Origin of the sequence: Pseudoalteromonas sp. SR45-1 (assembly GCF_014163655.1) — a bacterium.
Taxonomy (GTDB): Bacteria; Pseudomonadota; Gammaproteobacteria; order Enterobacterales; family Alteromonadaceae; genus Pseudoalteromonas; species Pseudoalteromonas distincta.
Genome location: NZ_JACJDR010000008.1, coordinates 129,475 through 155,309, shown reverse-complemented (window position 1 = coordinate 155,309; position 25,835 = coordinate 129,475). Strand labels below are relative to the sequence as shown.

At 39.4% G+C, this 25,835-nt stretch carries 23 protein-coding genes; 14 read left to right on the top strand and 9 right to left on the bottom strand.

What is annotated here, in order from left to right; all coding sequences use genetic code 11:
• Positions 1 to 56: 56 nt before the first annotated feature.
• Positions 57 to 1,937 carry a methyl-accepting chemotaxis protein gene (locus H5089_RS10235; RefSeq protein WP_165723718.1) on the top strand — a complete coding sequence of 627 codons (1,881 nt, stop codon included), beginning with the start codon at positions 57 to 59 and terminating at the stop codon, positions 1,935 to 1,937.
• 29 nt (positions 1,938 to 1,966) lie between these two features.
• Here the strand turns inward: H5089_RS10235 and H5089_RS10230 are convergent, their stop codons facing one another.
• From H5089_RS10230 to priA, 5 genes are all read right to left on the bottom strand, one after another.
• Positions 1,967 to 2,341 (bottom strand): gamma-butyrobetaine hydroxylase-like domain-containing protein, encoded by a 375-nt coding sequence (locus tag H5089_RS10230; protein WP_165723719.1) that lies wholly within the window; start codon positions 2,339 to 2,341, stop codon positions 1,967 to 1,969.
• Between the two features lie 62 nt (positions 2,342 to 2,403).
• Positions 2,404 to 3,732 carry an HslU--HslV peptidase ATPase subunit gene (gene hslU, locus H5089_RS10225; RefSeq protein WP_002958365.1) on the bottom strand — a complete coding sequence of 443 codons (1,329 nt, stop codon included), beginning with the start codon at positions 3,730 to 3,732 and terminating at the stop codon, positions 2,404 to 2,406.
• Positions 3,733 to 3,743: 11 nt separating this feature from the next.
• Positions 3,744 to 4,262 (bottom strand): ATP-dependent protease subunit HslV, encoded by a 519-nt coding sequence (gene hslV, locus H5089_RS10220; protein ID WP_002958366.1) that lies wholly within the window; start codon positions 4,260 to 4,262, stop codon positions 3,744 to 3,746.
• Between the two features lie 79 nt (positions 4,263 to 4,341).
• Positions 4,342 to 4,869 carry an SPOR domain-containing protein gene (locus tag H5089_RS10215; RefSeq protein WP_024596311.1) on the bottom strand — a complete coding sequence of 176 codons (528 nt, stop codon included), beginning with the start codon at positions 4,867 to 4,869 and terminating at the stop codon, positions 4,342 to 4,344.
• Positions 4,870 to 4,889: 20 nt separating this feature from the next.
• On the bottom strand, positions 4,890 to 7,076 hold the full coding sequence (gene priA / locus H5089_RS10210; protein WP_182712153.1) for a primosomal protein N': 2,187 nt from the start codon (positions 7,074 to 7,076) through the stop codon (positions 4,890 to 4,892).
• A 230-nt stretch (positions 7,077 to 7,306) separates the two neighbouring features.
• Here priA and rpmE point away from each other — a divergent pair, with 230 nt between their 5' ends.
• On the top strand, positions 7,307 to 7,522 hold the full coding sequence (gene rpmE, locus H5089_RS10205; protein ID WP_002958369.1) for a 50S ribosomal protein L31: 216 nt from the start codon (positions 7,307 to 7,309) through the stop codon (positions 7,520 to 7,522).
• Between the two features lie 526 nt (positions 7,523 to 8,048).
• Positions 8,049 to 9,290 (top strand): malic enzyme-like NAD(P)-binding protein, encoded by a 1,242-nt coding sequence (locus H5089_RS10200; protein ID WP_002958370.1) that lies wholly within the window; start codon positions 8,049 to 8,051, stop codon positions 9,288 to 9,290.
• A gap of 64 nt (positions 9,291 to 9,354) precedes the next feature.
• On the opposite strand, the gene metJ is transcribed toward H5089_RS10200, so the two are convergent.
• On the bottom strand, positions 9,355 to 9,675 hold the full coding sequence (metJ, locus tag H5089_RS10195; protein WP_002958371.1) for a met regulon transcriptional regulator MetJ: 321 nt from the start codon (positions 9,673 to 9,675) through the stop codon (positions 9,355 to 9,357).
• Between the two features lie 289 nt (positions 9,676 to 9,964).
• Here metJ and metB point away from each other — a divergent pair, with 289 nt between their 5' ends.
• A complete protein-coding gene (gene metB / locus H5089_RS10190; RefSeq protein WP_182712152.1) occupies positions 9,965 to 11,212 on the top strand; it encodes a cystathionine gamma-synthase in 1,248 nt (415 codons plus the stop codon).
• Positions 11,213 to 11,381: 169 nt separating this feature from the next.
• A complete protein-coding gene (gene metL, locus H5089_RS10185) occupies positions 11,382 to 13,727 on the top strand; it encodes a bifunctional aspartate kinase/homoserine dehydrogenase II (protein ID WP_182712151.1) in 2,346 nt (781 codons plus the stop codon).
• Positions 13,728 to 13,790: 63 nt separating this feature from the next.
• On the opposite strand, the gene H5089_RS10180 is transcribed toward metL, so the two are convergent.
• On the bottom strand, positions 13,791 to 16,283 hold the full coding sequence (locus H5089_RS10180) for a penicillin-binding protein 1A (RefSeq protein WP_182712150.1): 2,493 nt from the start codon (positions 16,281 to 16,283) through the stop codon (positions 13,791 to 13,793).
• A gap of 130 nt (positions 16,284 to 16,413) precedes the next feature.
• Here H5089_RS10180 and H5089_RS10175 point away from each other — a divergent pair, with 130 nt between their 5' ends.
• The 9 genes from H5089_RS10175 (at position 16,414) to H5089_RS10135 (ending at position 25,341) form a co-directional block, all read left to right on the top strand.
• Entirely contained in the window at positions 16,414 to 17,493 is a 1,080-nt protein-coding gene (locus H5089_RS10175) for a pilus assembly protein PilM (RefSeq protein WP_024596029.1), read from the top strand.
• Positions 17,481 to 18,053, top strand: a complete 573-nt coding sequence (locus H5089_RS10170) for a PilN domain-containing protein (RefSeq protein ID WP_002958376.1) — start codon at positions 17,481 to 17,483, stop codon at positions 18,051 to 18,053. The genes H5089_RS10175 and H5089_RS10170 overlap by 13 nt, the downstream gene beginning before the upstream one ends.
• On the top strand, positions 18,043 to 18,648 hold the full coding sequence (locus H5089_RS10165; RefSeq protein WP_024596028.1) for a type 4a pilus biogenesis protein PilO: 606 nt from the start codon (positions 18,043 to 18,045) through the stop codon (positions 18,646 to 18,648). The genes H5089_RS10170 and H5089_RS10165 overlap by 11 nt, the downstream gene beginning before the upstream one ends.
• On the top strand, positions 18,645 to 19,184 hold the full coding sequence (locus H5089_RS10160) for a pilus assembly protein PilP (RefSeq protein ID WP_002958378.1): 540 nt from the start codon (positions 18,645 to 18,647) through the stop codon (positions 19,182 to 19,184). The genes H5089_RS10165 and H5089_RS10160 overlap by 4 nt, the downstream gene beginning before the upstream one ends.
• A complete protein-coding gene (locus H5089_RS10155; protein ID WP_024596027.1) occupies positions 19,171 to 21,276 on the top strand; it encodes a type IV pilus secretin PilQ in 2,106 nt (701 codons plus the stop codon). Before H5089_RS10160 ends, H5089_RS10155 begins: the two co-directional genes overlap by 14 nt.
• Before the next feature lie 184 nt (positions 21,277 to 21,460).
• On the top strand, positions 21,461 to 21,979 hold the full coding sequence (gene aroK / locus H5089_RS10150; RefSeq protein ID WP_004589350.1) for a shikimate kinase AroK: 519 nt from the start codon (positions 21,461 to 21,463) through the stop codon (positions 21,977 to 21,979).
• Positions 21,980 to 22,006: 27 nt separating this feature from the next.
• Positions 22,007 to 23,077: a 3-dehydroquinate synthase gene (aroB, locus tag H5089_RS10145; RefSeq protein ID WP_182696189.1), complete on the top strand. Its 1,071-nt coding sequence runs from the start codon at positions 22,007 to 22,009 to the stop codon at positions 23,075 to 23,077.
• Positions 23,078 to 24,430, top strand: coding sequence for an SPOR domain-containing protein (locus H5089_RS10140; RefSeq protein ID WP_182712149.1), 1,353 nt, complete (start codon positions 23,078 to 23,080; stop codon positions 24,428 to 24,430). It begins immediately after the preceding gene.
• Positions 24,431 to 24,483: 53 nt separating this feature from the next.
• Entirely contained in the window at positions 24,484 to 25,341 is an 858-nt protein-coding gene (locus H5089_RS10135; RefSeq protein WP_002958383.1) for a Dam family site-specific DNA-(adenine-N6)-methyltransferase, read from the top strand.
• Here the strand turns inward: H5089_RS10135 and H5089_RS10130 are convergent.
• Together H5089_RS10130 and H5089_RS10125 are read right to left on the bottom strand one after the other, a co-directional pair.
• The gene (locus H5089_RS10130; RefSeq protein ID WP_002958384.1) at positions 25,298 to 25,483 is read right to left on the bottom strand and encodes a DUF2970 domain-containing protein; all 186 of its coding nucleotides are present in this window, start codon (positions 25,481 to 25,483) and stop codon (positions 25,298 to 25,300) included. The two genes, H5089_RS10135 and H5089_RS10130, sit on opposite strands and share 44 nt — an antisense overlap.
• 3 nt (positions 25,484 to 25,486) lie before the next feature.
• Entirely contained in the window at positions 25,487 to 25,783 is a 297-nt protein-coding gene (locus H5089_RS10125; protein ID WP_024596024.1) for a hypothetical protein, read from the bottom strand.
• Positions 25,784 to 25,835: the final 52 nt, after the last annotated feature.

Below are 25,835 nucleotides of genomic sequence, written 5' to 3'. Positions count from 1 at the left end.
GTCGCTGTTGATCTATTAGCTATAATACAAATGCATATTTAAAAAAGGCGTTAGCGATGAATTTTTTACAAAACTTAACAATTAAACGACGTTTACAACTAAACGCAGTCGTTGTTGGTTTAGCAATGGTGGTCCTTTTATGCGTGATTATTTTTGAATCACGTACAACCTTGAGCTTAAACAAGACTATTCAATTAGCAGAAGAGCTCAACGTACATGCATTAGCATTGCGTAAACATGAAAAAAACTTTTTGTTTTATAAACAAGAAGACGCGTTAACTGCATTTGAAACGGATTTTGAGCAGTTAAGTGATAAAGTAAAAAAGTTACAACAGTTAATGGCTAACCAAAGTATCGCACAGGAGCAGGTCCAGCGCTTTGAGCAACTAATAAATAGCTATAATAATGATTTTGAAACTGTTGTTAAGCTTCAAAAAGAGATTGGTTTAACCCCGACCGACGGGTTATATGGCAAGCTTAGAAGCTCGGTTCATGAAGTTGAGCAACTATTAAAAGAGCAGCAAAATTACCAACTGCTGTCGTCAATGCTGCAACTAAGACGCTCAGAAAAAGATTTCATGCTGAGATTTGATATTAAGTACCTAGGGCGTTTTAATGAGGGAATTAATACATTTAAGCAGCAGGTAGCTGCAGCACAGCTGCCAAGCGACTATAAAGCACAAATTAATCCTTTGATTGATATATACCAAAGCGAATTTCAAACACTTGTGCAGGCGCAAACTAAGCTAGGGCTAGATCTTGAGTCAGGCGCACTTGGAGTAATGCGTGACAGTGTAGATAAAAGCGACGCCATTGTTTCTAAAATCGTTAAAGACACTAAGTTACAAGTAGAGCAAAGTGTAGAGCAGGCTCAATTTTTAGCTATTTTGGTATTTGTGATTGCAGGTGTGATTGTATTAGCACTCGTTTATTTTACAAGCCACTCCATTATTGTACCTATTGAGCGGGTTTATCACACCATTAACGATATTCGTCGTAATAATGATTTGAGCGTGATGATAGAGCAAACTGGTAAAGACGAAATTACCACCATGACGGTCGACTTTAATAGCTTAATAGGCGATTTTAAGAACTTAATTAACGAAGTTAATGGTGCTTTAAACACGCTTAATGTAGCAACAGAGCATTTATCACAAAGTACCGCAGCAACAAGCTCTGGTATGCAAGAGCAACTACATGAAGCCGACATGGTTGCAACGGCAGCCACCGAAATGCAGGCGACGATTCAGGATATTTCACATAATACTGAGGCGGCTGCGAAAAAAGCAGAGTCAACAAATTTAAGTGCACAACAAGGGCGTAGTGAAGTAGATTCTACCGTTAAGCACATTAGGGCCCTATCTGATTCGCTGGGGAATGCATCAAATGTAGTGTCGCAACTTGAAAAAGATGGTGAAACAATTGGTTCAGTGCTTGATGTAATTCGAGGAATTGCAGATCAAACAAATTTACTTGCACTTAATGCGGCAATAGAAGCGGCCCGTGCTGGTGAGTATGGTCGTGGTTTTGCTGTTGTTGCAGATGAGGTTCGTTCATTAGCAAAGCGTACTCAAGAGTCTACAAGTGAGATTGAAGGTATTATAAGTACCTTACAGCAGCGTACTCAAGAAGTGGTGAGTATTATGCACAAATGTCGCTCTCAAGGTGATGAAAGTGCCTCGCAAGCAATTAAAGCAGGTGAGCTATTAGGCGCAATTACTGAAGATGTACAAACAATAATGGAAATGAGCTCTCAAATAGCAGTTGCTATTGATGAGCAAAGCCAAGTGGCATCAGAGGTTAATAAAAATGTAGTAAGAATTCGCGATATTGCACAAGACGCAACTGAACATGCTGCTAACAATGCGCAAACAAGTGAAGAGGTCTCTGAGCAGGCTCGCGTTCTGTTCACTGCAATTGATAAATTTAAGGTTTAATAACGCTTAATAGAACGGGCCTATAAAGTTTAAGGAACAAATTTTATAGGCACGCTATCTTTACTTTTTTCGTGTTCAGTTACCCGCGCTAAATATTCACTCCACAATGTATCTTGTTGCTGTTGTAGTTTTTCAAAGTAGCGCCAGCTAAATAGTCCGCTGTTATGGCCATCGTCAAAATCTAAACGAAGTGCGTAATGCCCAACAGGTACAATACTTTTTATTCCTACAGCTTGCTTATTAAGTACTAGCTTCATTGGGCCAGAGCCATGGCCCTGCACTTCAGCTGAAGGGGAGTGTACACGTAAAAACTCACAGCCAAATACAGCTTTACTGTCATCATCAAAGTAAACATCTAGATTTTTACTTACACTGTGGTAATGCACTTTTGTTACGTGTTTCATTTAATATATCCCATTAAAAAGCCCCCAATCTGGAGGCTTTTAGTATAACGTTTATATTCGTTTTATAGAATAAAGCGGCTTAAGTCTTCATCTTCAACAAGTGCACCTAAGTGTTTTTCAACGTAAGCGGCGTCGATTACTAATGACGAGCCGGCTTTTTCAGAAGCATCGTATGAAATTTCTTCCATCAATCTTTCCATTACAGTGTGTAGACGACGAGCACCGATGTTTTCGGTTTTCTCGTTAACTTGCCAAGCTGCTTTGGCAATACGCTCAATTGCATCGTCGCTAAACTCAATCGATACCTGCTCAGTTTTAAGCAGCTCTCGTTGTTGCTCGGTAAGCGATGCATGAGGCTCTGTAAGGATGCGTTTAAAGTCATCTGCAGTAAGTGCTTCAAGTTCTACTCGAATCGGTAAGCGGCCCTGTAGCTCTGGGATCATATCTGATGGCTTTGCCATCTGAAACGCACCAGAGGCAATAAACAGCATATGGTCAGTTTTAACCATTCCGTGCTTAGTATTTACAGTTGAACCTTCAATTAGCGGTAGTAAGTCGCGCTGAACACCTTCTCGGCTCACATCTGGACCTGAAGAATCGCCGCGCTTACAAATTTTGTCTATTTCATCAATAAACACAATACCGTTTTGCTCTACTGCAAAAATAGCTTGTTCTTTTAGCTCTTCAGGATTTACTAATTTAGCGGCTTCTTCTTCCGTTAATAGTTTGAAGGCTTCTTTGATTTTTAGTTTACGCTTAGTGCGCTTATCGCCGCCCATGTTTTGAAACATGCTTTGTAGCTGGTTGGTCATATCTTCCATACCAGGAGGCGCCATAATTTCTACGTTTGGTTGTGCTTGTGCTAAATCGATTTCAATTTCTTTATCATCTAGCTGACCTTCACGTAGCTTTTTACGGAACGCTTGGCGAGTTGATGAGTTATCATCACGCTGCGTTTCGCCGTATTGATCTTTCGCTGGTGGTAAAAGGGCATCTAAAATGCGCTCTTCTGCTGCTTCTTCGGCGCGATGTTTAAATTTCTTAGTCTGCTGTTCGCGAGTCATTTTAATTGATACATCGACTAAATCGCGGATGATAGTCTCAACTTCTTTACCAACATAGCCAACTTCAGTGAACTTAGTCGCTTCTACTTTAATAAAGGGTGCGTTAGCAAGTTTTGCTAATCGGCGGGCAATTTCTGTTTTACCTACACCGGTTGGACCAATCATTAAAATGTTTTTTGGTGTTACTTCGCTGCGTAAATCTTCTTTGAGTTGCATGCGGCGCCAGCGGTTACGAAGTGCGATAGCCACTGCTTTTTTTGCTTTAGCCTGACCTATAATGTGCTGATCTAGCTCGTGAACAATTTCTCTTGGGGTCATATCAGACATGATAGTTCCTATTATAATTCTTCGATTGTTTGGAAGTTATTAGTAAATACGCAGATGTTGCCTGCAATAGTTAAGCTTTTCTCTACTATTTCACGAGCGCTTAAATCTGTATTTTCTAAAAGGGCGGTTGCAGCTGATTGTGCAAAGTTACCACCACTGCCAATTGCAATTAGGTCGTTTTCAGGTTGAACCACATCGCCATTACCGGTAATAATTAAAGAGGCTGTTTCGTCTGCTACAGCGAGCAGCGCTTCGAGTTTTCGAAGTGCACGGTCGCTGCGCCAATCTTTAGCCATTTCTACTGCGGCTTTAGTTAGGTTTCCTTGGTGCATTTCTAATTTGCTTTCAAAGCGTTCGAAAAGAGTGAAGGCATCAGCAGTACCGCCGGCAAAACCAGCGATTACTTTGCCATTATAAAGACGTCGAACTTTACGGGCGTTGCCCTTCATTACGGTATTACCAAGAGACACTTGGCCATCGCCGCCAATTACAACCTTGTCGCCACGGCGTACACTTACGATAGTAGTCATGTTATTCCTCATCATCGAGCTGCAGAGGCAACTCGTAAAAAACGATTATGAAGAGGTTATATGGGTGAATGGTTTATTTTCAAGTCCAGCCCCAAATTCCGCAGCCGACTATTTTTACACGTTTAAGTTTGTTTTTATCACTTTCGGCTTGGCGTTTGGTTTTATATGGGCCTAAGCGCACTTTATACCAAGTACCATTGCTGCCTTCAGCCTGTTTTATTTCAGAAATGAGGCCTGCAAATGCTATTTTAGCTTTTAGCGATTCCGCTTGTGCGTGGGTTTTAAACGAACCACACTGCATAACGTAAGGACCTTTTTGCTCAAGTTCTTTCACTTCAACTTGAATCTCGTGGTTTCTAATTTCTTTAATAAACTCTGGTGTGCGTGGAATAACCACTTCTACTTTTGCGGGCGCAGTGGGGTTTGCTTGTTTTTCGACAAGTTTTGGATCTGCATTACTTTTTATAAACCATAATGTATAAGCAAAACCACCGACGAGTAAGATGGCTATGACAGCTAAAAGAATAGGAAATGGTTTTTTAGCGGGTGCGTTTTTTTTACTGTTTCTGCCTGCAGGCTTTTTGTTAATGTAATCGTGCTGTGCCATGGTGTTATTTTGGCCTTAACCTAAATCATGTCTATAGGGTCTACGTCTAAGCTCCAGCGTACTTTTTGTGCAAGTTTACTTGAACTTAAATAATCAACCATTTGCGCAAGGTACTGATGTAATATGCGGCGATCTTGCGCTTGAATATGTAATTGAAAACGATACATACCTGCGACTTTTTCAAGTGGAGCAGGGATCGGACCGAGCAATTGTATACCAGATACCCCATTCACAGGAACCAAATCCGTCAAAAAATCGACGACTAGCTTAATGCTGTGTCCTTGTGCACGGACAATAGCCATATTTGTAATGGGTGGTAAGTCTGCATCATCGCGTTCACTCAGTGCAAAGCGAGCAAAGTCTTGGTAACCATTATTAACTAAGTCTTGTAAAAGCGGGTGTTCTGGAAAGTGTGTTTGTAATAATACTTGGCCAGGTTCCCCTGAACGCCCAGCTCGCCCCGCGACCTGAGTAACTAACTGTGCTAAATGCTCTGTCGCCCTAAAGTCGCATGAGTATAAACCGCTATCTACGTCTAAAATTATAACAAGGCTTACATCTGCAAAGTGATGGCCTTTGGCAAGCATTTGTGTGCCAACTAAAATGCGTGCACCGCCTAGGTTTATTTCATCTAGTGCTTTTTCAAGGCTGCCTTTACGGCGAGTTGAATCGCGGTCTATGCGAGTAACGGGTGTATCTGGAAACTCGGTCGATAAAAACTCTTCAATTTGCTCTGTACCTTTGCCATTTGGAAATATTTGCGTACTTCCACAATCAGGACATTGGTGAGGAACAGGGTATTGATCGCCACAGTGATGACAAATCATTTGCCCAATCGCTTTATGAAATGTGGCGCTGGTACTGCAGCGTTTACATTCACTTAGCCAGCCACATTCATGGCAAATAAGAGTGGGTGAAAAACCTCGGCGATTTAAAAAAACCATAACCTGTTTACCGCGATTTAAGTGTTGGCGCATAGTTGCAAGGCTTGCATGTGCAATACCTGCTTGGTCGGGTTGGCCTTTCATATCGAGTAACTTAAATTGGTTATCTGTCGCAGTTTGCGCGCGCTCGGTTAAACTTAGTAGCTGATATTTGTTATTAATTGCTTTGTGAAGTGTTTCAAGTGCGGGTGTAGCACTGCCTAATATAAGTGGTATTTTATGCTGAAAAGCTCTGTATGCGGCCAAATCACGAGCATGGTAACGAAGGGTATCTTGTTGCTTAAATGATGAATCGTGCTCTTCATCGACAACTATCATACCGAGTTTTAAAAATGGCAGAAAAATACTCGAACGTGTGCCTATAACTATTGCACAACTGCCTTTTTCGCAAAAACGCCATGTTTGCAATCGCTCGTTGTCGGTAAGGGCTGAATGCCAAAGCATAATGGGTGTATCAGGAAAGCGGCGACGAAAACGGTTTACAGTTTGTGGCGTTAAGCCTATTTCTGGCACTAATACTAATGCTTGCTCGCCACGTTTTAATACTTCTTCTAGGCACTGTAAATACACTTCTGTTTTACCACTGCCAGTTACGCCCTCTAATAAAAAGCTGCTAAATCCATTGCTTTGATTTATTGCTGTACAGGCAACCGCTTGTTCTTTATTAAGTACAGGTTTACTACCGACAGTTGGTGCAACGCTTTGCCATTGGTTATCGTGTTCAATAGTTTGCGTAATGAGTTCTTTATCTATTAGGCTATCTATTGTTTTTTTACTAAAGCCAAGAGCTTTTAATTCGGTTAACGATGATTTCCCCGATTGCGACAACTGCTTTAATAAATTGAGTTGTGTTTTGGCTTTTAATGACGGTACTTTTGAGCCTTTTTCTGTCAGAGCAACCATGTTAATACTGGTTTTATCTGGCGATTCACCTTGGCGAAGTGCACTCGGTAGCGCTATGTGAATAGTTTCGCCTAAGGGATAGCAATAATAGCGGGCAGTAAAGCTAAGGAGTTCTAAATGTTGGGCACTTAAAATAGGGGTGTCGTCTATTACCTCTATAATATTCTTAATTTTATTTAAAGGGACGTCGGTACTGTTTTTAATGCCCAGAACAACAGCCACTTTTTTTTGATTACCAAAAGGCACTAAAACCCGCATGCCCGGAAGTATTGGGGTTGATAAGCCACTGAGCTGCTCTTCTATTTTATAATCAAAGGTGCGTGGAAGCGGGACTTTAATAGCAACTTCAACAAAACTCATAACAACTCAACCCGTAAAATTAATGCTGTAATGTACTAAAAATACCGCTAAAAACCTACTAGCAATAGTACTTGAGAAAGAGATTGTTCACTTTTTTAGCGAAAAGATAAATAAATACTTGTGCAGGGGAAGGTTGTTGGATAAAATCCGCCACCAACAAATTTGTTTTAACGACGTATGGTGCCAGACTTCGGGTTTGGAGAGCGATGCGGCCTTAACTAGAGGTTCCTATGAAAGAAGGTATTCACCCTAAGTACGAAGTAATTTCTGCAACATGTTCATGCGGAAACAAATTCGAAACTAGCTCAACTCTTTGTAAAGACATTCACTTAGACGTATGTTCTGCGTGTCACCCGTTTTACACTGGTAAGCAAAAGATTTTAGACACTGGCGGCCGTGTTGATCGCTTCAACAAGCGCTTCGGTGCACTTAGCAGCAAGAAGTAATTATTGCTGTTTAGTTAAAAAAAGCACCTTAGGGTGCTTTTTTTGTGTCTAAAATTTACCACTTCTTATCTTATTTAGCTTGCTCGAGCTACATCACACCTTGCATAACTATTTCCTATTCTTATTCTGAGTATGCATAAACCTTTACAGACAAATCGATAGATATTCTCTATATTTTAAATAGTACAAATTTTAACTAGGTTGATAAAAGTAGCTAACGTGGGCTTATCTGTTTTTAAAGTAGTGTAGTAGGCTGTTATTTTAAGTTTATGATGATCCGTTAAACATACATTTTTTTAATATTGTAATAGACATAAACGCACCTCAAAACTTACTTTTTTGATGAATTTTTATTTATCAAATGTTTATATAATCCTGCAAAGTTACTGAAAAACCTCTTAAAATTAAAGGATATAGCATATAACAGGATAGACCTGATATTGCTTGGAATTTAAAAATAATAAGGGTATCGTACCCCAAGACTCCACCTCTCACTTTAACTTAAATTGCAGGATACCATCGCGTTATGTCTGACTTTCGTGAACAAGCACTACATTATCACTCACATCCCGTACCTGGTAAAATTAGCATTGAGCTAACAAAACCAGCTGAAACAGTTCAAGACTTAGCCCTAGCTTATAGCCCAGGTGTCGCTGAGCCTGTACGTGAAATTGCCGCAGATCCTGCAAATGCATATAAATATACCGGTAAAGGTAACATGGTTGCGGTTATCACTAATGGTACTGCAATTTTGGGCTTGGGTAATTTAGGTCCTTTAGCGTCTAAACCCGTAATGGAAGGCAAGGCGTTATTGTTTAAACGTTTTGCAGGGCTTGATTCTATTGATATTGAAGTAAAGCACAAAACAACAGAAGACTTTATTAACACGGTGGCCAATATTGCTGACACATTCGGTGGTATTAACCTTGAAGATATTAAAGCACCAGAGTGTTTTGAAATTGAAAAAGCATTAATAGAGCGTTGTAGCATTCCTGTTTTTCATGACGACCAACACGGCACCGCCATTGTTACGGCTGCCGGCATGTTAAATGCGCTAGAAGTACAAGGTAAATCAATTGAAGATGCAATAATTGTATGTTTAGGTGCAGGCGCTGCTGCAGTTGCGTGTATGGAACTGTTAATTAAGTGTGGTGCACTGCGTGAACACATTTATATGCTTGACCGCAAAGGTGTTATTCATACTCGTCGCGATGATTTAAACGAATATAAACAGCTTTTTGCTAACAATACCGATAAACGCACATTGCAAGATGTAATTGCAGATGCTGATGTGTTTGTTGGTGTTTCGGGTCCTAACTTGTTAGCTGCCGAAGATTTAAAACTAATGGCAGAAAAGCCGGTCGTGTTTGCATGTTCAAACCCAGATCCAGAGATCGATCCTGCACTTGCACACGGCGCACGCAATGATTTAATTATGGCAACAGGGCGCTCTGATTACCCTAACCAAGTAAATAATGTTTTATGTTTTCCGTTTATTTTCCGTGGTGCACTTGATGTACGTGCAAGCGCGATTAACGATGAAATGAAAATTGCTGCAGTTGAGGCTATTCGTAGTATTGCCAAAGAGCCTGTACCTGCAGAAGTTTTAAAAGCCGCAGGCGTAGATAAGCTAGAGTTTGGTGCGCAGTATATTATTCCAAAACCAATGGATCCGCGTTTACTACCGCGTATAGCTAAAGCTGTAGCACTTGCTGCGGTAGAGTCGGGTGTTGCGCAAATTGACTTGCCTGAAAACTATATGGCGTAATATATAACGCTTAAACAAAAAAACCTCAGCAATGCTGAGGTTTTTTGATTAAAAAGGTAATGATTTATTCTTCGTTTAAAATAGGCACTTCTAAACCCATTTCTTGCATTATCTTTTTAACTTCTTCTGGTACTTTTTCTGCGTTGTCTTTACGTAGGTCATCGTCATTTGGTAAAGGTTGACCAGTAAATGCATGCAAAAACGCCTCACATAGCAATTCACTATTTGTTGCATGGCGAAGGTTGTTGATTTGACGACGCGTACGCTCATCCGTTAAAACTTTTAATACATTTAGTGGGATCGAAACGGTGATCTTTTTAACTTGCTCTGATTTTTTCCCGTGTTCTGCGTATGGGTGAATATACTCACCATTCCATTTAGCCATAAGATGTATCGTTGCCTCAGATTATTAATTTCTCACACGGTATAAAAAGCGTGTAAATATGCGTGAAATTCTATCGATTTAAAAAAGATAGTCAAATAATAGATACCGATCTATCTTAATAAGCCTATTTGGAATGTAAAAATAAGCTCACTTTTGTGAGCTAAAATGTGATACTAGCAAACGCCTTACCTAACTTTAGCCATCTAGAGCTTTAAAATACTTTGACTTATTAAAACGGATAACTTACTCTTTTAGACGTCTAAACATCCAAATTAATCAGGTGACGAATATGAGCGAAAAAAACAAAGCGACCATTGCTGTACGTAACGGCGTTGATGCTGATAAACATCATGGTGCAGTGGTGCCGCCAATTTATTTATCAACGACTTATTCGTTTGCCGACTTTGATACTAAGCGTGAGTATGATTATGGCCGCAGTGGTAACCCTAATCGTGATATTTTAGCAGAGACGCTTGCTAAGCTTGAAGGTGGCGCTCGTGGCATAATTACGGCCACTGGTATGGCTGCCGTGCATTTAGCTACTCAGCTACTTAACAGTGACGACACGTTAGTAATTCCACATGATTGTTATGGTGGAAGCTATCGTTTATTTACATCGTTACAAAAACGCGGACTATTGAAGCTTGAAGTATTAGATTTAACAAAAGAAGAAAGCCTTCAACAAATTTTAGCAATTAAACCTAAGCTTATTTGGATAGAGACTCCAAGTAACCCAGTACTTCGTTTAACCGATATTAAAGCGGTTACCGATGTTGCTAAGCAATGCGGTGCATTGGTTGCCGCAGATAACACGTTTTTGTCTCCTGCCTTACAAAACCCTATTAAGTTTGGTGTAGATATTGTGGTGCATTCAACTACTAAATATATTAACGGGCACTCAGATGTAGTGGGCGGCGCTGTTATTGCTGCAACACAAGAGCTTGGTGATGAGCTTGCTTGGTGGGCAAATAATATTGGTATTACGGGCGCCCCTTTTGATAGTTATTTAACGCTTCGTGGTCTACGTACTTTAAATGTGCGCTTAAGGCAGCACCAAGAAAATGCGCTAGCAATAGCTGAGTACCTTGAAAGTTCCAATTTTGTAAGCCAAGTTTACTATCCTGGACTTGAGTCGCATCCTCAACATGAACTTGCTAAAGCACAACAACTTGGCTTTGGTGGCATGGTTAGTTTTGATATTAAAGGCGATATAAACGACGCGGCAGAATTTTTAACTAGCCTTAAAACGTTTAGTTTAGCTGAGTCACTAGGTGGCGTAGAGAGCTTAATTTGTCACCCTGCAACTATGACGCACGCAGGTATGGAGGCAAAGGCACGTTTAGAAGCGGGTGTGGGCGATACGCTTATTCGTATTTCGGTTGGGATTGAAGATATACACGATTTAATAGCTGACTTTAAACGAGTATTTGAACTTGTAAAACCAGGGCAAAATAAAAATGTTGGCCGTGTAGGCAAAGGTGCTGGCACTTCTGGTGGAAACGTTAAATTAAGTGCAGCCCGTCCAGCGCTTTGGTAATTAATACCAATCCGCAATAATACCTAATCAATTTGAGGGATTAAACCGCACGATAACATCGTTAAAAATTCCTAATATAGAACAACTAAATAACGAAATTTTTGCCTTGTTATCGATACGGTTTTCTTACCTCAAAATAGACAACTTAATTAAGCGAATTGGTATAAATATGGTCAATTGTGTACATAAATTTGGTGGTTCAAGCTTAAGCTCTAGTGAGCGCTATCAAAGCGTAGCTAAAATAATTATTGGGCATACTCAGCCGGGCGACTGTGTTGTGGTATCTGCTGCAGGTAAAACTACAGATACACTTGTGTCGTTGTGGCAAAGTTATCAACTGCAAGACACGCAAGCTGTCGCTGATATTTTACTGCAGTTAAATAACCATCAAAGCGATTTAATTGAGCAGTTATTACAAGCTGATTTAAAGCGCTGCGCACTTAGAACACTAAATACCGAGCTTAGTAATATTGCAGAACTTGCTCAAGCTGAGCAGCTAAAAGAGGCTGCGTTACTTGCGCATGGGGAACTGTGGTCAGCACGTTTACTCGCTACTTATTTACAGCAGCTAAATATTGAGGCGTGTGCTCAAGATGCCCGTAGTCTTTTTACCTTAAACGATGGTGAATTAATGCATGCGCAAAATGCGCAGCAATGTCGACAGTCAATTTTACCTAATAAGATAAATATTGTTACTGGGTTTATTGCCGCCGATACGAAAGGTGAGACCGTAACACTTGGACGCAACGGTAGCGATTATAGTGCAACACTACTTGCAAATTACTGTGATGCTAAGCAGGTATGTATTTGGACCGATACACAGGGTGTGTTTAGCACTGATCCTCGAAAGGTAAAAAAGGCGATTAAGTACGGCAAAATTTGTCGCGGACAAGCTAATTTATTAGCTCGTTTGGGTAACCCTGTATTACATGCAAAAACACTATCGCCACTTAAAAACAGCGATATTAAGCTAGCTGTTCGTAGTAGTTTTGATGTGCAAGCAAGCCCAACAGATATAGTAAAAGAAGGTTCAGCAAAGAAAAAGCGCTTTATAACCACGCTGCAAAATGTTGATTTGTTAATGGTTGAAGGATTAAGTGAAGGTGAGGTCGCAAGCGTTAGTCAGCTTATTCAGCATAGCCTTCATCATTTTAACCATAATGGTGAAGTGTATTTAGTAGTACCGGCTGCACAAACATATCAAGTTATTAATTACTTTGCTGGTAGAGCTAATATTAGTGAGTCAAATTTAAATGGCTGTGCAATTGTTGCCCCTGAGCAAGACGTTAGCGTACTAAAACTGCAAGCTTTAGAGGTATTAGCTGAGCAGACTATAAAACCGCGTTTTGTGCATCAAGATAATGGTTATGTTTTATTACTAACAGACCAATTTATAGATAGCGATATACAAAGCGTCTTACACGATAAGCTAATCAATAAAGGCCAAGAAATAGCCGTTATAGTTGCGGGCCTTGGCAATGTAGGCGATGCTTTTATTGAGCAGTTATCGGCACAATTTGAGCGTTTATCAGGCGACTTTAGTATTAAATTGGTAGCGCTGGTTCGCTCTAAACATATGTTATTTAATGCAAGTGGCATAAATATATCGCAATGGAAAACTCAATGGCAGCATGAGGCGAATAGCTATGAAACTGCGGATTTACTTAATGCGATAAGCGAGCTTGACTACGAACATAAAGTGTTAATTGATATTACTGCAAGTGAGCAGTTTAGCTTTTTATATACAGATTTTGTAGACAGAGATTGTCATTTAATTAGTGCTAACAAATATGCAGGTACAGCACCGACTTCTTGGTATAAAGCACTTCGTAGTAACCTTGGCGAACGTAATTTACATTGGCGATATAATACAAGTGTAGGCGCAGGCTTACCTATCAATTTTGCTTTGGCTGATTTGCAAAATAGTGGTGATAAAATTACGCGTATTGAAGGCGTGTTCTCGGGTACGCTTTCGTGGTTATGTAGTAAGTATGATGGTACCACTGCTTTTTCTGAGTTGGTATTAGAAGCTCAGAAAATGGGGTTCACAGAGCCTGACCCTCGCGAGGATTTATCTGGACGAGATATGCAGCGTAAGTTACTTATTTTAGCCCGAGAGTTAGGTATAGAGCTTGAGCTTGATGATATTAGCTTATCGGCATTAATGCCCGGCGATCTTGTGCTAGGAAGCTGGGAAGACTTTCTAAACAATAAAGCCCAGCTAGATGCGTTCATTGAAGAGCATGCTGATACAGCAAAAGCTAATAACTCAGTACTGAGATACACAGGCCTATTAGATATAACAAAAACTGAAGTTATCGCTAAAGTAGGAGTTACGTATGTGCCCAATGGGAATGCGTTAGCAAACCTTACACCTGGCGATAATATTTTTGTAATTAATAGCAAATGGTATAGTGATAACGCGCTTGTGATTCAGGGGCCTGGGGCTGGGAAAGAAGTAACCGCTGCGGGTGTACACTCTGACTTATATTGGCTTGTTCAAAACTTAAAATAAGCGATTATTTAAATTAAAACGGCAGCTTAAATAAGCTGCCGTTTTTGTATTACAGAGATATTATTAAAATAGCTCTTCTTCGGTTTTTGTGTCTTCTTCAAATATATCGTTTGGCTGAGATAGCACATACTTTGTCGGTGCAGTGCCTTTTTCGAAGTATTCAAAGCGGCTGGTGTAGTCATTTTTGTGGCTTAGCAAACCAGTGGCTAAATCAATACGAATCGAAACAAGCCCCTCAGGTGGCTCAATTGGCGCTTCAGGTGTTCCCTCAAGTGCGGCTTTCATAAATTCAATCCATGCAGGCTGCGCTGTTTTAGCCCCCGATTCAGCACCAGATATTTGGCTGCTATCTAAGTTGTTATTGTACGTAGAACGACCAAGAGCGTTACCTGGGTTATCAAAGCCCACCCACACAGAAGTCATTACTTTACTGTTAAAACCACTAAACCAGGTGTCTACAGAATCGTTAGTTGTGCCTGTTTTACCCGAAAGATCACGACGTTCTAAAGCTTGTGCGCGCCAACCTGTACCACTCCAACCCGTTTTATGGGCCCAACTACCGCCGCCCCAAATACCACTGTGCATTGCATCAGCAATTAAAAAAGCATTCTGCTTAGAAATAATTCTCGGTGCACATTTTTTTGTTGGCTCCACTTCATCACTACTATTATGAAGTGAGAATTCATTATGTGTTGGTAAAGACTCTTCGTCACAGGCAAGGGCAGGGTTTGCTTTGAACAATACATTACCGTAAGCATCTTGAATTTCTGAAATAAAGTAAGGTTCAATTAAGTGGCCACCATTGGCAAATGCACTCATGCCACGGGCAAGTTCAAGTGGAGTAATGGAAGCACTACCCAGTGCTAGTGATTCACTGCGATTAATGTCTGAATCTTTAAAGCCAAACTTTAATAAATGATCAGCTGTACGTTGTAATCCAACGCCGCGTAGTAAGCGCACCGAAATAACGTTTTTAGACTGTGCTAAGGCACGGCGAATTCTTATCGGACCATTATATACAGCAGGGCTGTTTTTAGGACGCCATGCTACGCCTTGGCTTTTATCCCATTGGTTTATAGGAGCATCGTTTAATATAGACGCAAGCGTGTAACCTTTTTCAAGTGCTGCTGAATATATAAAAGGTTTTATATTAGAACCTACTTGACGCTTTGCTTGTACCGCTCGGTTATATTGACTTTGTTCAAAGCTGTAACCACCTACAATAGCTTTAATTCTTCCATCTTGTGGGTCGAGTGACACAATAGCACTTGATGCTTCTGGTATTTGGCTTAGTAAGTAGCTGTCATCTTCATTTTTACGCACCCATATTTGCATTCCTGGCGTTAAAATATCTGTAGCTGCTTTTGGAGCAAAACTTTGGCGGTAACGAGTAATATATTTACGCGCCCATTTTAAGTTATCCCAAGTAAGAGTTGTGCGCTCGCCACTTTTAAGTAATACCGACGCTGTTTTATCATTAACACTAAGCACGGCTGCTGCTTTCAAAGTACCCAACTCATTTACGCTTTGTAATTTATTGAGTATTTGTTGCTCAGTTAAAGCAGGTTGTGTTTCAGGGTCCCATAAAACATCTGTTGGTCCTCTAAAACCATGGCGCATATCGTAATTATGTAAGTTATTTACAAGTGCGTTTTGCGCTGCTTTTTGAACTTTAGACTCTACCGAGGTGAAAATTTTAAAACCTGAGTTGTAAGCTTTATCTATTCCATAACGCGAGACCATTTCAGCGCGCACCATTTCAGAAATATACGGGGCGTATAAATTTATTTCAGCACCATGAAAATAAGCGGTGATAGGTTGGCTCGTTGCTTCGTTATATTCTTCTTGAGTAATATAATTTTCAGTTAATAAACGCCCTAAAACAACATTTCGGCGTGCTTTTGCACGCGTTGGGTTACGAATTGGGTTTAAAGCTGAAGGGGCCTTCGGTAAACCTGCAATCATCGCCATTTGTGCAAGTGTTAAATCTTTTAACTCCTTACCGTAATAAACTTGTGCTGCAGCACCAATACCAAAAGCGCGATTACCTAATTCTATTTTATTAAGGTAAAGCTCTAAAATTTCGTCTTTTGTTAATACACCTTCAATATGTAGCGCTATAAATATTTCTTTAACTTTACGAATATATGCTTTTTCGCGAGTTAAAAAGAAATTACGAGCAAGCTGCATAGTAATAGTACTTGCGCCTTGTTTTTTCTCGCCGGTAGATATAAGAACAATAGCCGAACGCACAATACCTATAGGATCTATGCCTATATGATCGTAAAATCGATTATCTTCTGTCGCTAAAAATGCATTAATGAGTGTTTGAGGAATTTCATCAATAGTCACTGGAATACGACGCTTTTCACCAAATTGATTGATTAAAAGCCCATCTTTTGTGAATACTTGCATAGGAGTTTGTAATTGCACGTCTTTTAAAACTTGCACACTGGGGATATCAGGTTTAACGTAGTAATAAAGACTGACCAAAGTGATCAGACCAATTAACACACAAATGATAAAAAATTGTAAAGTTCGTTTTAATAAAATCACTTATATTTCCCTAAATGGACTCCCAATTGCGAGTTTTGACTGCTAGTATATATTGATTAAAAAATGAATAATATTTTTTCAGATAAAAATTATAACTTGTTTATTATTAAAACAAAGGCCAAGTTGAAACATGCTAAGTCAACTATTTCAAAAACCGTCCCCGATGATGGTAGGAATTGATATTGGATCGCACTCTATCAAAGCGGTGCTTTTACGTGAAATTGAAACTGGATTTCGACTAGAAGCACTTGCAATTGAGCCGATGCCAAAAGGTGCGATGAGTGAGCGCACAATCCAAGATATTGAAGCGATTGGTAACGTTATTACAAAATTAAGAAAAAAATTACCGAAGTCGTTAAAATCTGCTGCAGTGGCTGTTTCTGGCCAAACAGTTATTACAAAAGTGATCTTCATGGATGTATCGTTAACAGATGCTGAACTTGAATCGCAAATTGAAATTGAAGCTGATAGTTTAATCCCTTACCCACTTGATGAAGTGAGCCTCGATTTTGAGAAGCTTTCGACGAATGAGGCCGATCCTAGCAAAATGAATGTTTTGCTTTCGGCTGCTCGTACTGAGAGTGTTGAAGCACGGGTGGGCGCTTTAGAAGCCGCAAATTTAGAGGCCAAAATAGTAGATGTAGAAAGCTACGCATTGAGCCGTGCTATGGACGTTTACTATCAACAATTACCTAGCGATGCATTTAATAAGTGTGTGGCTGTGGTCGATATTGGCGCAGTTTTAATGCTTGTGAGTGTTGTGCAAGCTGGGGAAACCATTTATACCCGTGACCAAGTTTTTGGTGGCGATCAATATACAAATAGTATTGTTGCTTATTATAATAAAGGCTTTGATGAAGCCGAAATAGGCAAAACATCAGGTGATTTACCGCCAAACTATACCTTTGAAGTATTAGCCCCTTTTCAAACTTCGTTACTTCAACAAGTTCGCAGAGCTGTGCAAATGTTTTTAACAACCAGCGGTAAAGAGCAAATAGATTATATTGTATTAACGGGCGGTACATCGATGATAAAAGGTATCGACCGATTGCTTATTGAAGAACTCGGTATCCACTCAGTTGTTGCAGAGCCTTTTGTAAATATGGAAATTTCCCCAAAGGTAGACCGTAATATAATGCAGCGTCACAAAACGCAGTTTGCAATTGCAACAGGGTTGGCATTAAGGAGTTTTTCAACATGCCACATATAAATCTACTGCCTTGGCGTGAATCACAACGCGAAGAATCGAAAAAGAAATTTGTAACTATACTTGTTGGTGTCGTTATACTTTGTTTTGCAAGTATGTATTTATTAAGCTCTTTTTATAGTGCCTTAAAAGACGGTCAAAACTTAAAGAATAATTATTTAAGCTCAGAAATTAGCATGCTAGATAAAAAAATAAGTGAAATACGAAGCTTAGATAAAAGAAAGGAAAATTTACAACAGCGTATGAGGCTCATTGAAGAATTGCAAAGCAGCCGTAACTTGGGTACGCAAATAATGGATGAAGTTGCCAAAATAGTGCCAGGTGGTGTTTATTTAACAAAACTGGAGCGCAAAGGCAGCCAAATACATGTTTTAGGACGTAGTGAATCTAATAATCGTCTATCAACAATGCTCCGCCAAGTACAAAGCTCATATTTACTAGAGAATCCTTCAATGCAGGGCATTGTTGCAGGCGATCAATCTTCGCGTTTACTTAGTGATTTTAATATGGAATTTTATGTAAAACCATTTGATAAAATTGGTGAGGTTAGCGATGAACCTTGATTTTAAAGCACTGAGTGAAATTGATTGGAATGAAATAGAGCTTGATAACATTGGTGATTGGCCAATTGCTGTTAAAGCAATTTGCTGCACATTTGTTGCGGGCCTTGTATTGTTTTTTAGTTATAGCCTATTAGTTTCTGATGAAATTGACAGCTACCATAGTGCCGTGGCAAAAGAAGTTGAACTACGAACAACTTATCGAACTAAGTATGCAGTAGCGAGCAAGCTTGAAATATATCGTCAACAAATGATTGAAATGGAAGATAAGTTTTCTCAGCTATTAAAGCGTCTACCCACTTCGAATGAAACTCCTGGTTTACTTGATGATTTATCATATGTTGGGACAACGAGTGGTCTGACTTTTTTAAAAATAGGTTGGCTGCCAGAAGTTGAAAAAGAATTTTATACCGAGCTGCCTATTAAAATCGAAGTAATAGGTAGCTACCATGAGTTTGGTGAGTTTGTAGGTAAAGTGGCCCAGTTACCCCGAATTGTAAGCTTACATGACTTTTCTATTTTATCATCGGGCGATAAACAGTTAACATTCAGTGTTGTTGCAAAAACATATCGTTATGAAGAAGGGGTTAAAAAATGAAACTCCTTCGCGTAGTACCTTTAGCTATAGCATTTGTTTTAGCTGGTTGTAATGATGACACTTCTGAGCAAAAAGAATTTATTGATCAGGTAAAAGCAAGCACCACACCAAAGGTTGAGACGATTCCTGAACTGACAAAGTTTGAAATATTTGAGTACAGTGCTGGTCAGCTACGTAGCCCGTTTGTAGCGCCTCAGCCTGAGATTATTCAAAATAAACTAACGCAGGTAAAAAACTGTTTGCACCCAGATCAAGAGCGTCGCCGCGAACCGTTAGAGAAATACCCGCTAGATAATTTAGCAATGAAAGGCACAATTGGCTCTAGTGGACAAATATGGGCATTAATTACAGCAACAGATGACACTTTGCACCGCGTAACGGTAGGGAATTATCTTGGAAGTTATGATGGCAAAGTAAAAAGAGTAAGCAACGACTATATAGAATTAGTGGAATTAATCCCTGATGGGTCTGGCTGTTGGAAAGAGCGCCTGACGAAATTAGAAATGTTAGAGGCGGCAACAGATGGCGCAAATTAATAATAAAAAAGGTAAAAATAGGATGCATAAGGATGTACTTTGGCTTCATCGTATTTCACGGACATTACTGGCTGCTGTTGCTTTAGTCACTGTAAACTCAGCCATAGCTGGGCCATTGCTTTATGATGTTCGTTATAATCCATTACTTAAAGGCGAAACTGAATTACAGCTTGTTTTTGATGAAGAGTTAACCTTTGAACCAAAAGTTCAAGTGTTTAATAGCCCAGCCCGAATCGAAATGTTTTTTGATTCTGCAGAGTTAGAAGTTGGTTTAAATGATGTTGAAGTTAATCAAGCTGGAATTAGCAGTGTTACTAATGTTTTAACTAACAGTGGTTTAAAGGTAACGGTAAACTTAGATAGATTAAAAATTTATGAGACTGAAGTTCATAACAATTTAGTATCGATACGTGTCTCTGATAACCCTCTTACAGAACCTGAAAATGAAGATGTAGTGATGGACTCAGGTGATGAAAGTGGAAATTACATTAACCGTATCCAGTCAATTGATTTTAGACGTGGTGAGAAGGGTGAAGCAAAAGTACTTGTATTTTTACAAGACACTCAAGCTGCAATTGAAGTCCATGAAAGTGGCGGGAAAATTTACGCTGACTTTCATCACACCGATATTTTAGACGATCTACTTTATGAATTAGATGTATTAGATTTTGGAACTGTTGTAAGTAATATCGAGACTTTTAAAGAAGATGGTTTAAGTCGTGTTGTTATCGAACCTAATGCTCAGTTCACGTTTACGTATCAGCAAATAGATAATATTTTAACGTTGACAGTAGAAAAAGATGAAACGCAAAATGCGTACTTAGATGGTGGTGTTGAGTATCAAGGTCGCCCTATGACCTTAAATTTTCAAGATATCTCTGTGCGTGCAGCACTGCAAATTATCGCGGGTTACAACGACTTTAACTTAGTAACCAGTGATTCAGTAACGGGCAATATAACGCTGCGCCTAGATGGTGTACCGTGGGATCAAGCGCTTGACGTAGTACTACGTATTAAAGGGCTAGATAAGCGCATGGATGGCTCTATATTAATGGTAGCGCCTGCAGAAGAACTTGCAGCACGTGAAGCCAAAGATTTAAAAGCTAAGCAGCAAGTTGAAGACTTAGAGCCTCTATATAGTGAATACATCCGATTAAACTATGCTAAAGCCGAAAATTTTGCTGATCTATTAAAAACAGATACAAACAGTATTATAACTGCCCGTGGTAGTGTATCTGTTGATCAACGTACAAATACTTTGTTAGTAAAAGATACTGTTAAGAGTATAGAAAACATTCGCCGCATGATTGAAACGCTTGATATTCCAGTGCAGCAGGTTGTAATAGAATCTCGAATGGTAACTGTGCGCGATAACGTTACTGAAGACTTAGGCGTACGTTGGGGCTTTAGTGACCAAGGCAGTAGTGTTGGTATTTCAGGCTCTCTTGAAGGCGCAGAAGGTATTTATAATGCGACATCTACTTCAGATGCACCAAGTATTTCAGACCGATTAAATGTAAATTTACCTATCACTAACCCTGCGGCTAGCATTGGCTTACACATAGCAAAACTGGCTAACGGCACGCTGATTGATTTAGAGCTAAGTGCGCTTGAGGAAGAGAATAAAGGCGAGATTATTGCTAGTCCACGTATAATAGCGGCTAATCAGCAAAAAGCCCGAATAGAGCAAGGTACTGAAATTCCTTATACTGAGTCAGCTTCAAGCGGTGCTACTACCGTAAGCTTTAAAAAAGCGGTACTGAGCTTAGAAGTTACACCTCATATCACACCTGATAATAAAGTAATTCTAGATTTAATTATTACTCAAGATACACGTGGTGATACTGTACAAACAGGTACTGGTGAAGCGGTGTCTATTGATACTCAAGAAATTCAAACACAAGTGTTAGTCGAGAATGGCCAAACCGTAGTACTCGGTGGTATTTTCCAACAGCAAATCATTAATACTACGAGTAAAGTGCCAATTTTAGGTGACATTCCTTACGTAGGAAGACTATTTAAAACCACAAGTGAGTTTAATGAAAAGCGTGAATTACTTATTTTCGTGACACCGAAAATACAAATTGATTAAAATACAGTGGTTTTATGTTAACCAACGGGTGATTATTTAGATTAATTGCTCGTTATATGGCTTTTTATTCTAATTGACTTGAAATACCCCTGCAATTACTGAGATAATCCCCTCCTTAATTTTGGGGCCAGGTCGTTAGGCGGGGTTTTATTTCAAATTTTAGAGTTTGTTTGTACTAAAAGATATGGCTGAGAAACGTAATATATTTCTAGTTGGCCCCATGGGGGCTGGCAAAAGCACGATTGGTCGTCACATCGCTGACCAATTACACCTTGAATTTGTTGATTCTGATCAAGAAATCGAACGCCGCACAGGTGCAGATATTGCATGGGTATTCGATCTTGAAGGTGAAGAAGGCTTTAGACTTCGAGAAGAGTCTGTTATTGGCGATTTAACCGAGATGCAAGGTATTGTACTTGCTACCGGTGGTGGTTCAGTAATGAGCAAAGAAGTTCGAAACAAGCTTTCGGCTCGAGGTATAGTTGTATACCTAGAGACACCTATAGAAAAGCAAGTTGCACGCACGCAACGCGACAAGCGTCGCCCATTACTGCAAACTGAAGAAGCACCTCGTAACGTACTAGAGCGCTTAGCAGAAGAACGCGAGCCCCTATACAAAGAAGTTGCCGATTTTGTTGTACGTACCGATGAGCAAAGCGCTAAAGTTGTTGCTAACCAAATCATCGAGAAATTAGATTTTTAAAAACCAATAATAAGGAAATAACTAAGCATGCTTAAATTAACAGTTAATTTGGACGAGCGAAGTTATCCTATTTATATTGGGCAATCTGCACTTCAAGATAATGGCCGCCTGGTTCACCACATTGGTGATTGTCGGCCTATCATCATTACTAATGACACAATAGCGCCTTTATATTTACAAGCGTTACTTGACTCATTAGCAGATCAAAATCCGCTATCTTTTATTATTCCTGACGGTGAACAATATAAATCACTTGAATGGTTTGAAAAAATATCAGCATTTTTACTACAAAATAACTGTGGCCGAGATACGTGTTTAATCGCGTTAGGTGGCGGTGTTATAGGTGATCTAACTGGTTTTGTAGCAGCGTGTTATCAGCGCGGCGTACCGTTTATTCAAATACCAACGACAGTGCTTTCACAGGTTGATTCATCGGTAGGTGGTAAAACGGCAGTAAATCATCCTTTAGGTAAAAATATGATAGGGGCATTTTATCAGCCTCAAGCGGTTTTTATTGATACACAAACATTACACACCCTACCAGCAAGAGAGTTTGCAGCAGGTATGGCTGAAGTAATTAAGTATGGTCTGATTTACGATACCGAATTATTTGTATACTTAGAGCGAAACGTAGCTAATTTGCAGCAACTAGATGAAACGTGCTTACAGCATATTATTTTTAGATGTTGTGAAATAAAAGCGCTTATAGTTGCGCAAGATGAAAAAGAGCATGGTTTACGTGCTTTATTAAACTTAGGTCATACATTTGCCCATGCAATTGAGGCAGAAATGGGCTACGGCGTTTGGTTACATGGCGAAGCTGTTGCAACAGGCATGGTATTAGCAGCTAAACTTGCCAAGACACGCCAAGATTTAAGCGCAAGTGAAGTTGATCGAATTATTAAGCTGCTTGAACTATATAATTTACCAACAGAAATTCCAAAGCAAATGACTAGCGAGCAGTTCCTAACGCATATGCGTAAAGACAAAAAGAATAAAAGAGGCACTATACGCTTTATTCTACCTACCCAATTTGGCCAGTGTGCATTAGTTGATGATGTCTCTGATGACCAAGTTAGAGACTTAATCGAGCAGTAAATGCAGTCACAAATTTTACCAAGCCGTGCGGCTTTGGTGGATAGAATCGCACTGCAATTTGAGTACGGACAAAATTTAATAGTTTTACTTGGCACATCGGGGCTAGGTAAAAGTTATATGCTCGAAACCTTCATTACAGATAAATACAATGACTTTAATAAAGCGTTTGTGCAAGTAAGTGCACAAATGACTGACGCTCAGCTAATGAGCGATTTATTAGAGCAAAGCTTTAATTCCCCTTTAGTTGATCATAATTTAAGTTTACCTGAAAACTATTACCAGCTGCTTGAGCAACAGCAGTGCGGACCTTGTTTATGGGTGCTTGATGGCGGTAGGCAATTATCTGAAGAGATACTAATTGAGCTTGAGCTGCTTTCTAAAAATAGCCCTAATACGTTGTATATCATAATTGCATCACAGTCTAAAATTGCTTTAAATGACGCTGTCGAAATTTACTTGGAGCCACTGACGCTTCGAGAAAGCAAGATGTTATTGCAGTGGTACTTTACTGATTTACCTTATGATGAAGACCCTGTTTTTAGTACTTTTTTAGCCGAGGCTCATGGTAACCCCAGTTTATTGCTTGCTTGGCAACCTAGTGAGCACATAGCCGATATTATCGTTAAAGATAAAGTATCTTGGCGATTGCACTTATTGATTTTGATGTTGTTAATTATGCTTTTAATTATTGGTCTGCTTTATAAGTCTGATATGACGCAGTGGTGGCAACAATATTATCAGCAGGAAGAAGCGCAAGTCCTAAATACAGCAATATCTGTAGAGCAAGTAAGTGAGCCGGTTATAAAGCAAAATGAGTCAGTAGTTACTTTAAATGACCCTGAAGTAGTTGAGCCAGATATTGAGCCAGAGAGCGTACACATTAATGATGTGCCTGCTATCATGCAAAGTCTTACCGAACCTGCAAATACCGTCAAGGTATTAGACAATGCTATTGATAATAGCGTTAAAAACAAAAGCAGTGAAGCAGGTGAAGTTGTATCTAAAGCTCTAAAAGTAGAGAAAGTAAATACAGCAGAGCAAACTCAGATCAGCCAAGATAATATTTGGTACATGCAGCAAGCAGATACAAATAGTGTTATTCAATTATTAGCGGTAACTCAGCAGGAAGTTCGCGATAATTTCATTGCTCAATTCAATCTACAGCAGCAAGCACATTCTTACCAAACGAAGCGAAATAATCAAATATGGTGGGTTGTTACATTTGGCAGCTTTGAGAGTATAAACGAGGCAAAATCAGCAATGGATACTTTACCCCCTGGGGTTAGAAAAAATAAACCTTTCTATAAAAAAATTAGTAAAATAAAGCAAGAAATAGCAGTCGTTGATCAGTAAAACACACTGCTTTAGTGTAAAATCGCGCAACACCAGATTGAAGTAAAGAGCCAATGCAGCAAAAAAGTAGAGCCTTCCTTAAATGGGCCGGCGGAAAATACAGCCTAGTTGAAAACATTAATGCGCGATTAAACCAAGCTAGCAAGCATGCTGATACTTTGGTTGAACCTTTTGTTGGTGCAGGCTCTGTGTTTTTAAATAGTGACTTTAAGCACTATATCCTCAATGATATCAATGCAGACTTAATTAACTTATATAAAGAGCTTAAAAGCTCTCCAGATGAGCTTATTAGTGACGCTAAAAAGCTATTTGTTGATTTGAATAATCACGCAGATGCGTATTACGAATATCGTGTGCAGTTTAATCAAAGCCGTGATGTATACGAACGTTCAATCTTGTTTTTATACATGAACCGCCATGGTTACAACGGACTGTGTAGGTATAATTTAAAAGGCATTTTTAATGTGCCTTTTGGTAAGTATAAAAAGCCTTACTTTCCTGAAAAAGAAATGTATTTTTTTGCTGAAAAAGCACAAAAAGCAACGTTCACTTGTTTAGATTACGATGACGTTTTTAAGTTAGTGCCTAACAATGCTGTTATTTATTGCGACCCACCTTATGTACCATTAAGTAAAACGGCTTCTTTTACGTCTTACGCAAAAGGGGGGTTTAATTTAGATGATCAGGCTAACTTAGCTAATTTGGCAGAACAAGCCGCATTTGAAAATAACACACCTGTGCTTATTTCAAACCACGATACCGTGTGGACGCGTAAAATTTATAGCCAAGCATCGCTTGAACAAATTCAAGTAAAGCGCACTATTAGCCCCAAAGGTGGCTCTAGAAATAAAGTTGACGAGTTGATGGCTATGTATTTAGCACCCAAGCAACCACTGCGTAAATTGCGATAACAAAAGCAACAAATAGTACAATCGCAATTAAAATGATGGATAAAGGGGAATGTTGTTTAAAATCGACTTGGCGTTTATTTTCAGACTGAACACCAAAAAATGCAGCTAGCACACTTTGCAACGCGCTAAAAAATTGTAGCATTATTTAAAATAAAGGTTTTAAAGAAGGAGTGTTTTTAGAATCTTCAGAACTAGTAAGTAGTTCCAGTAAATCAAGGTAATGAAACTGAGCACTACGGCTATCGCCAGTTAACCACGAAAACCATGATGACTCTTCTTCAGCTTTAATACACGCAGTTAAAGTGTTTTGAGCACTTACCACTTGTGTATTATGACAATTACTCACTGAGCTTAATTCTTGCTCAGAGCTTGAACCAAAGCTAAACGCCCCGATAAGCAGTAATGCCGACGCAATTAATATCCCAATTTTAAAAGCACGCATGATGAAATCCAATAATTTGTTACTTTTTTAATCATAGCAAATACTGGTTAAA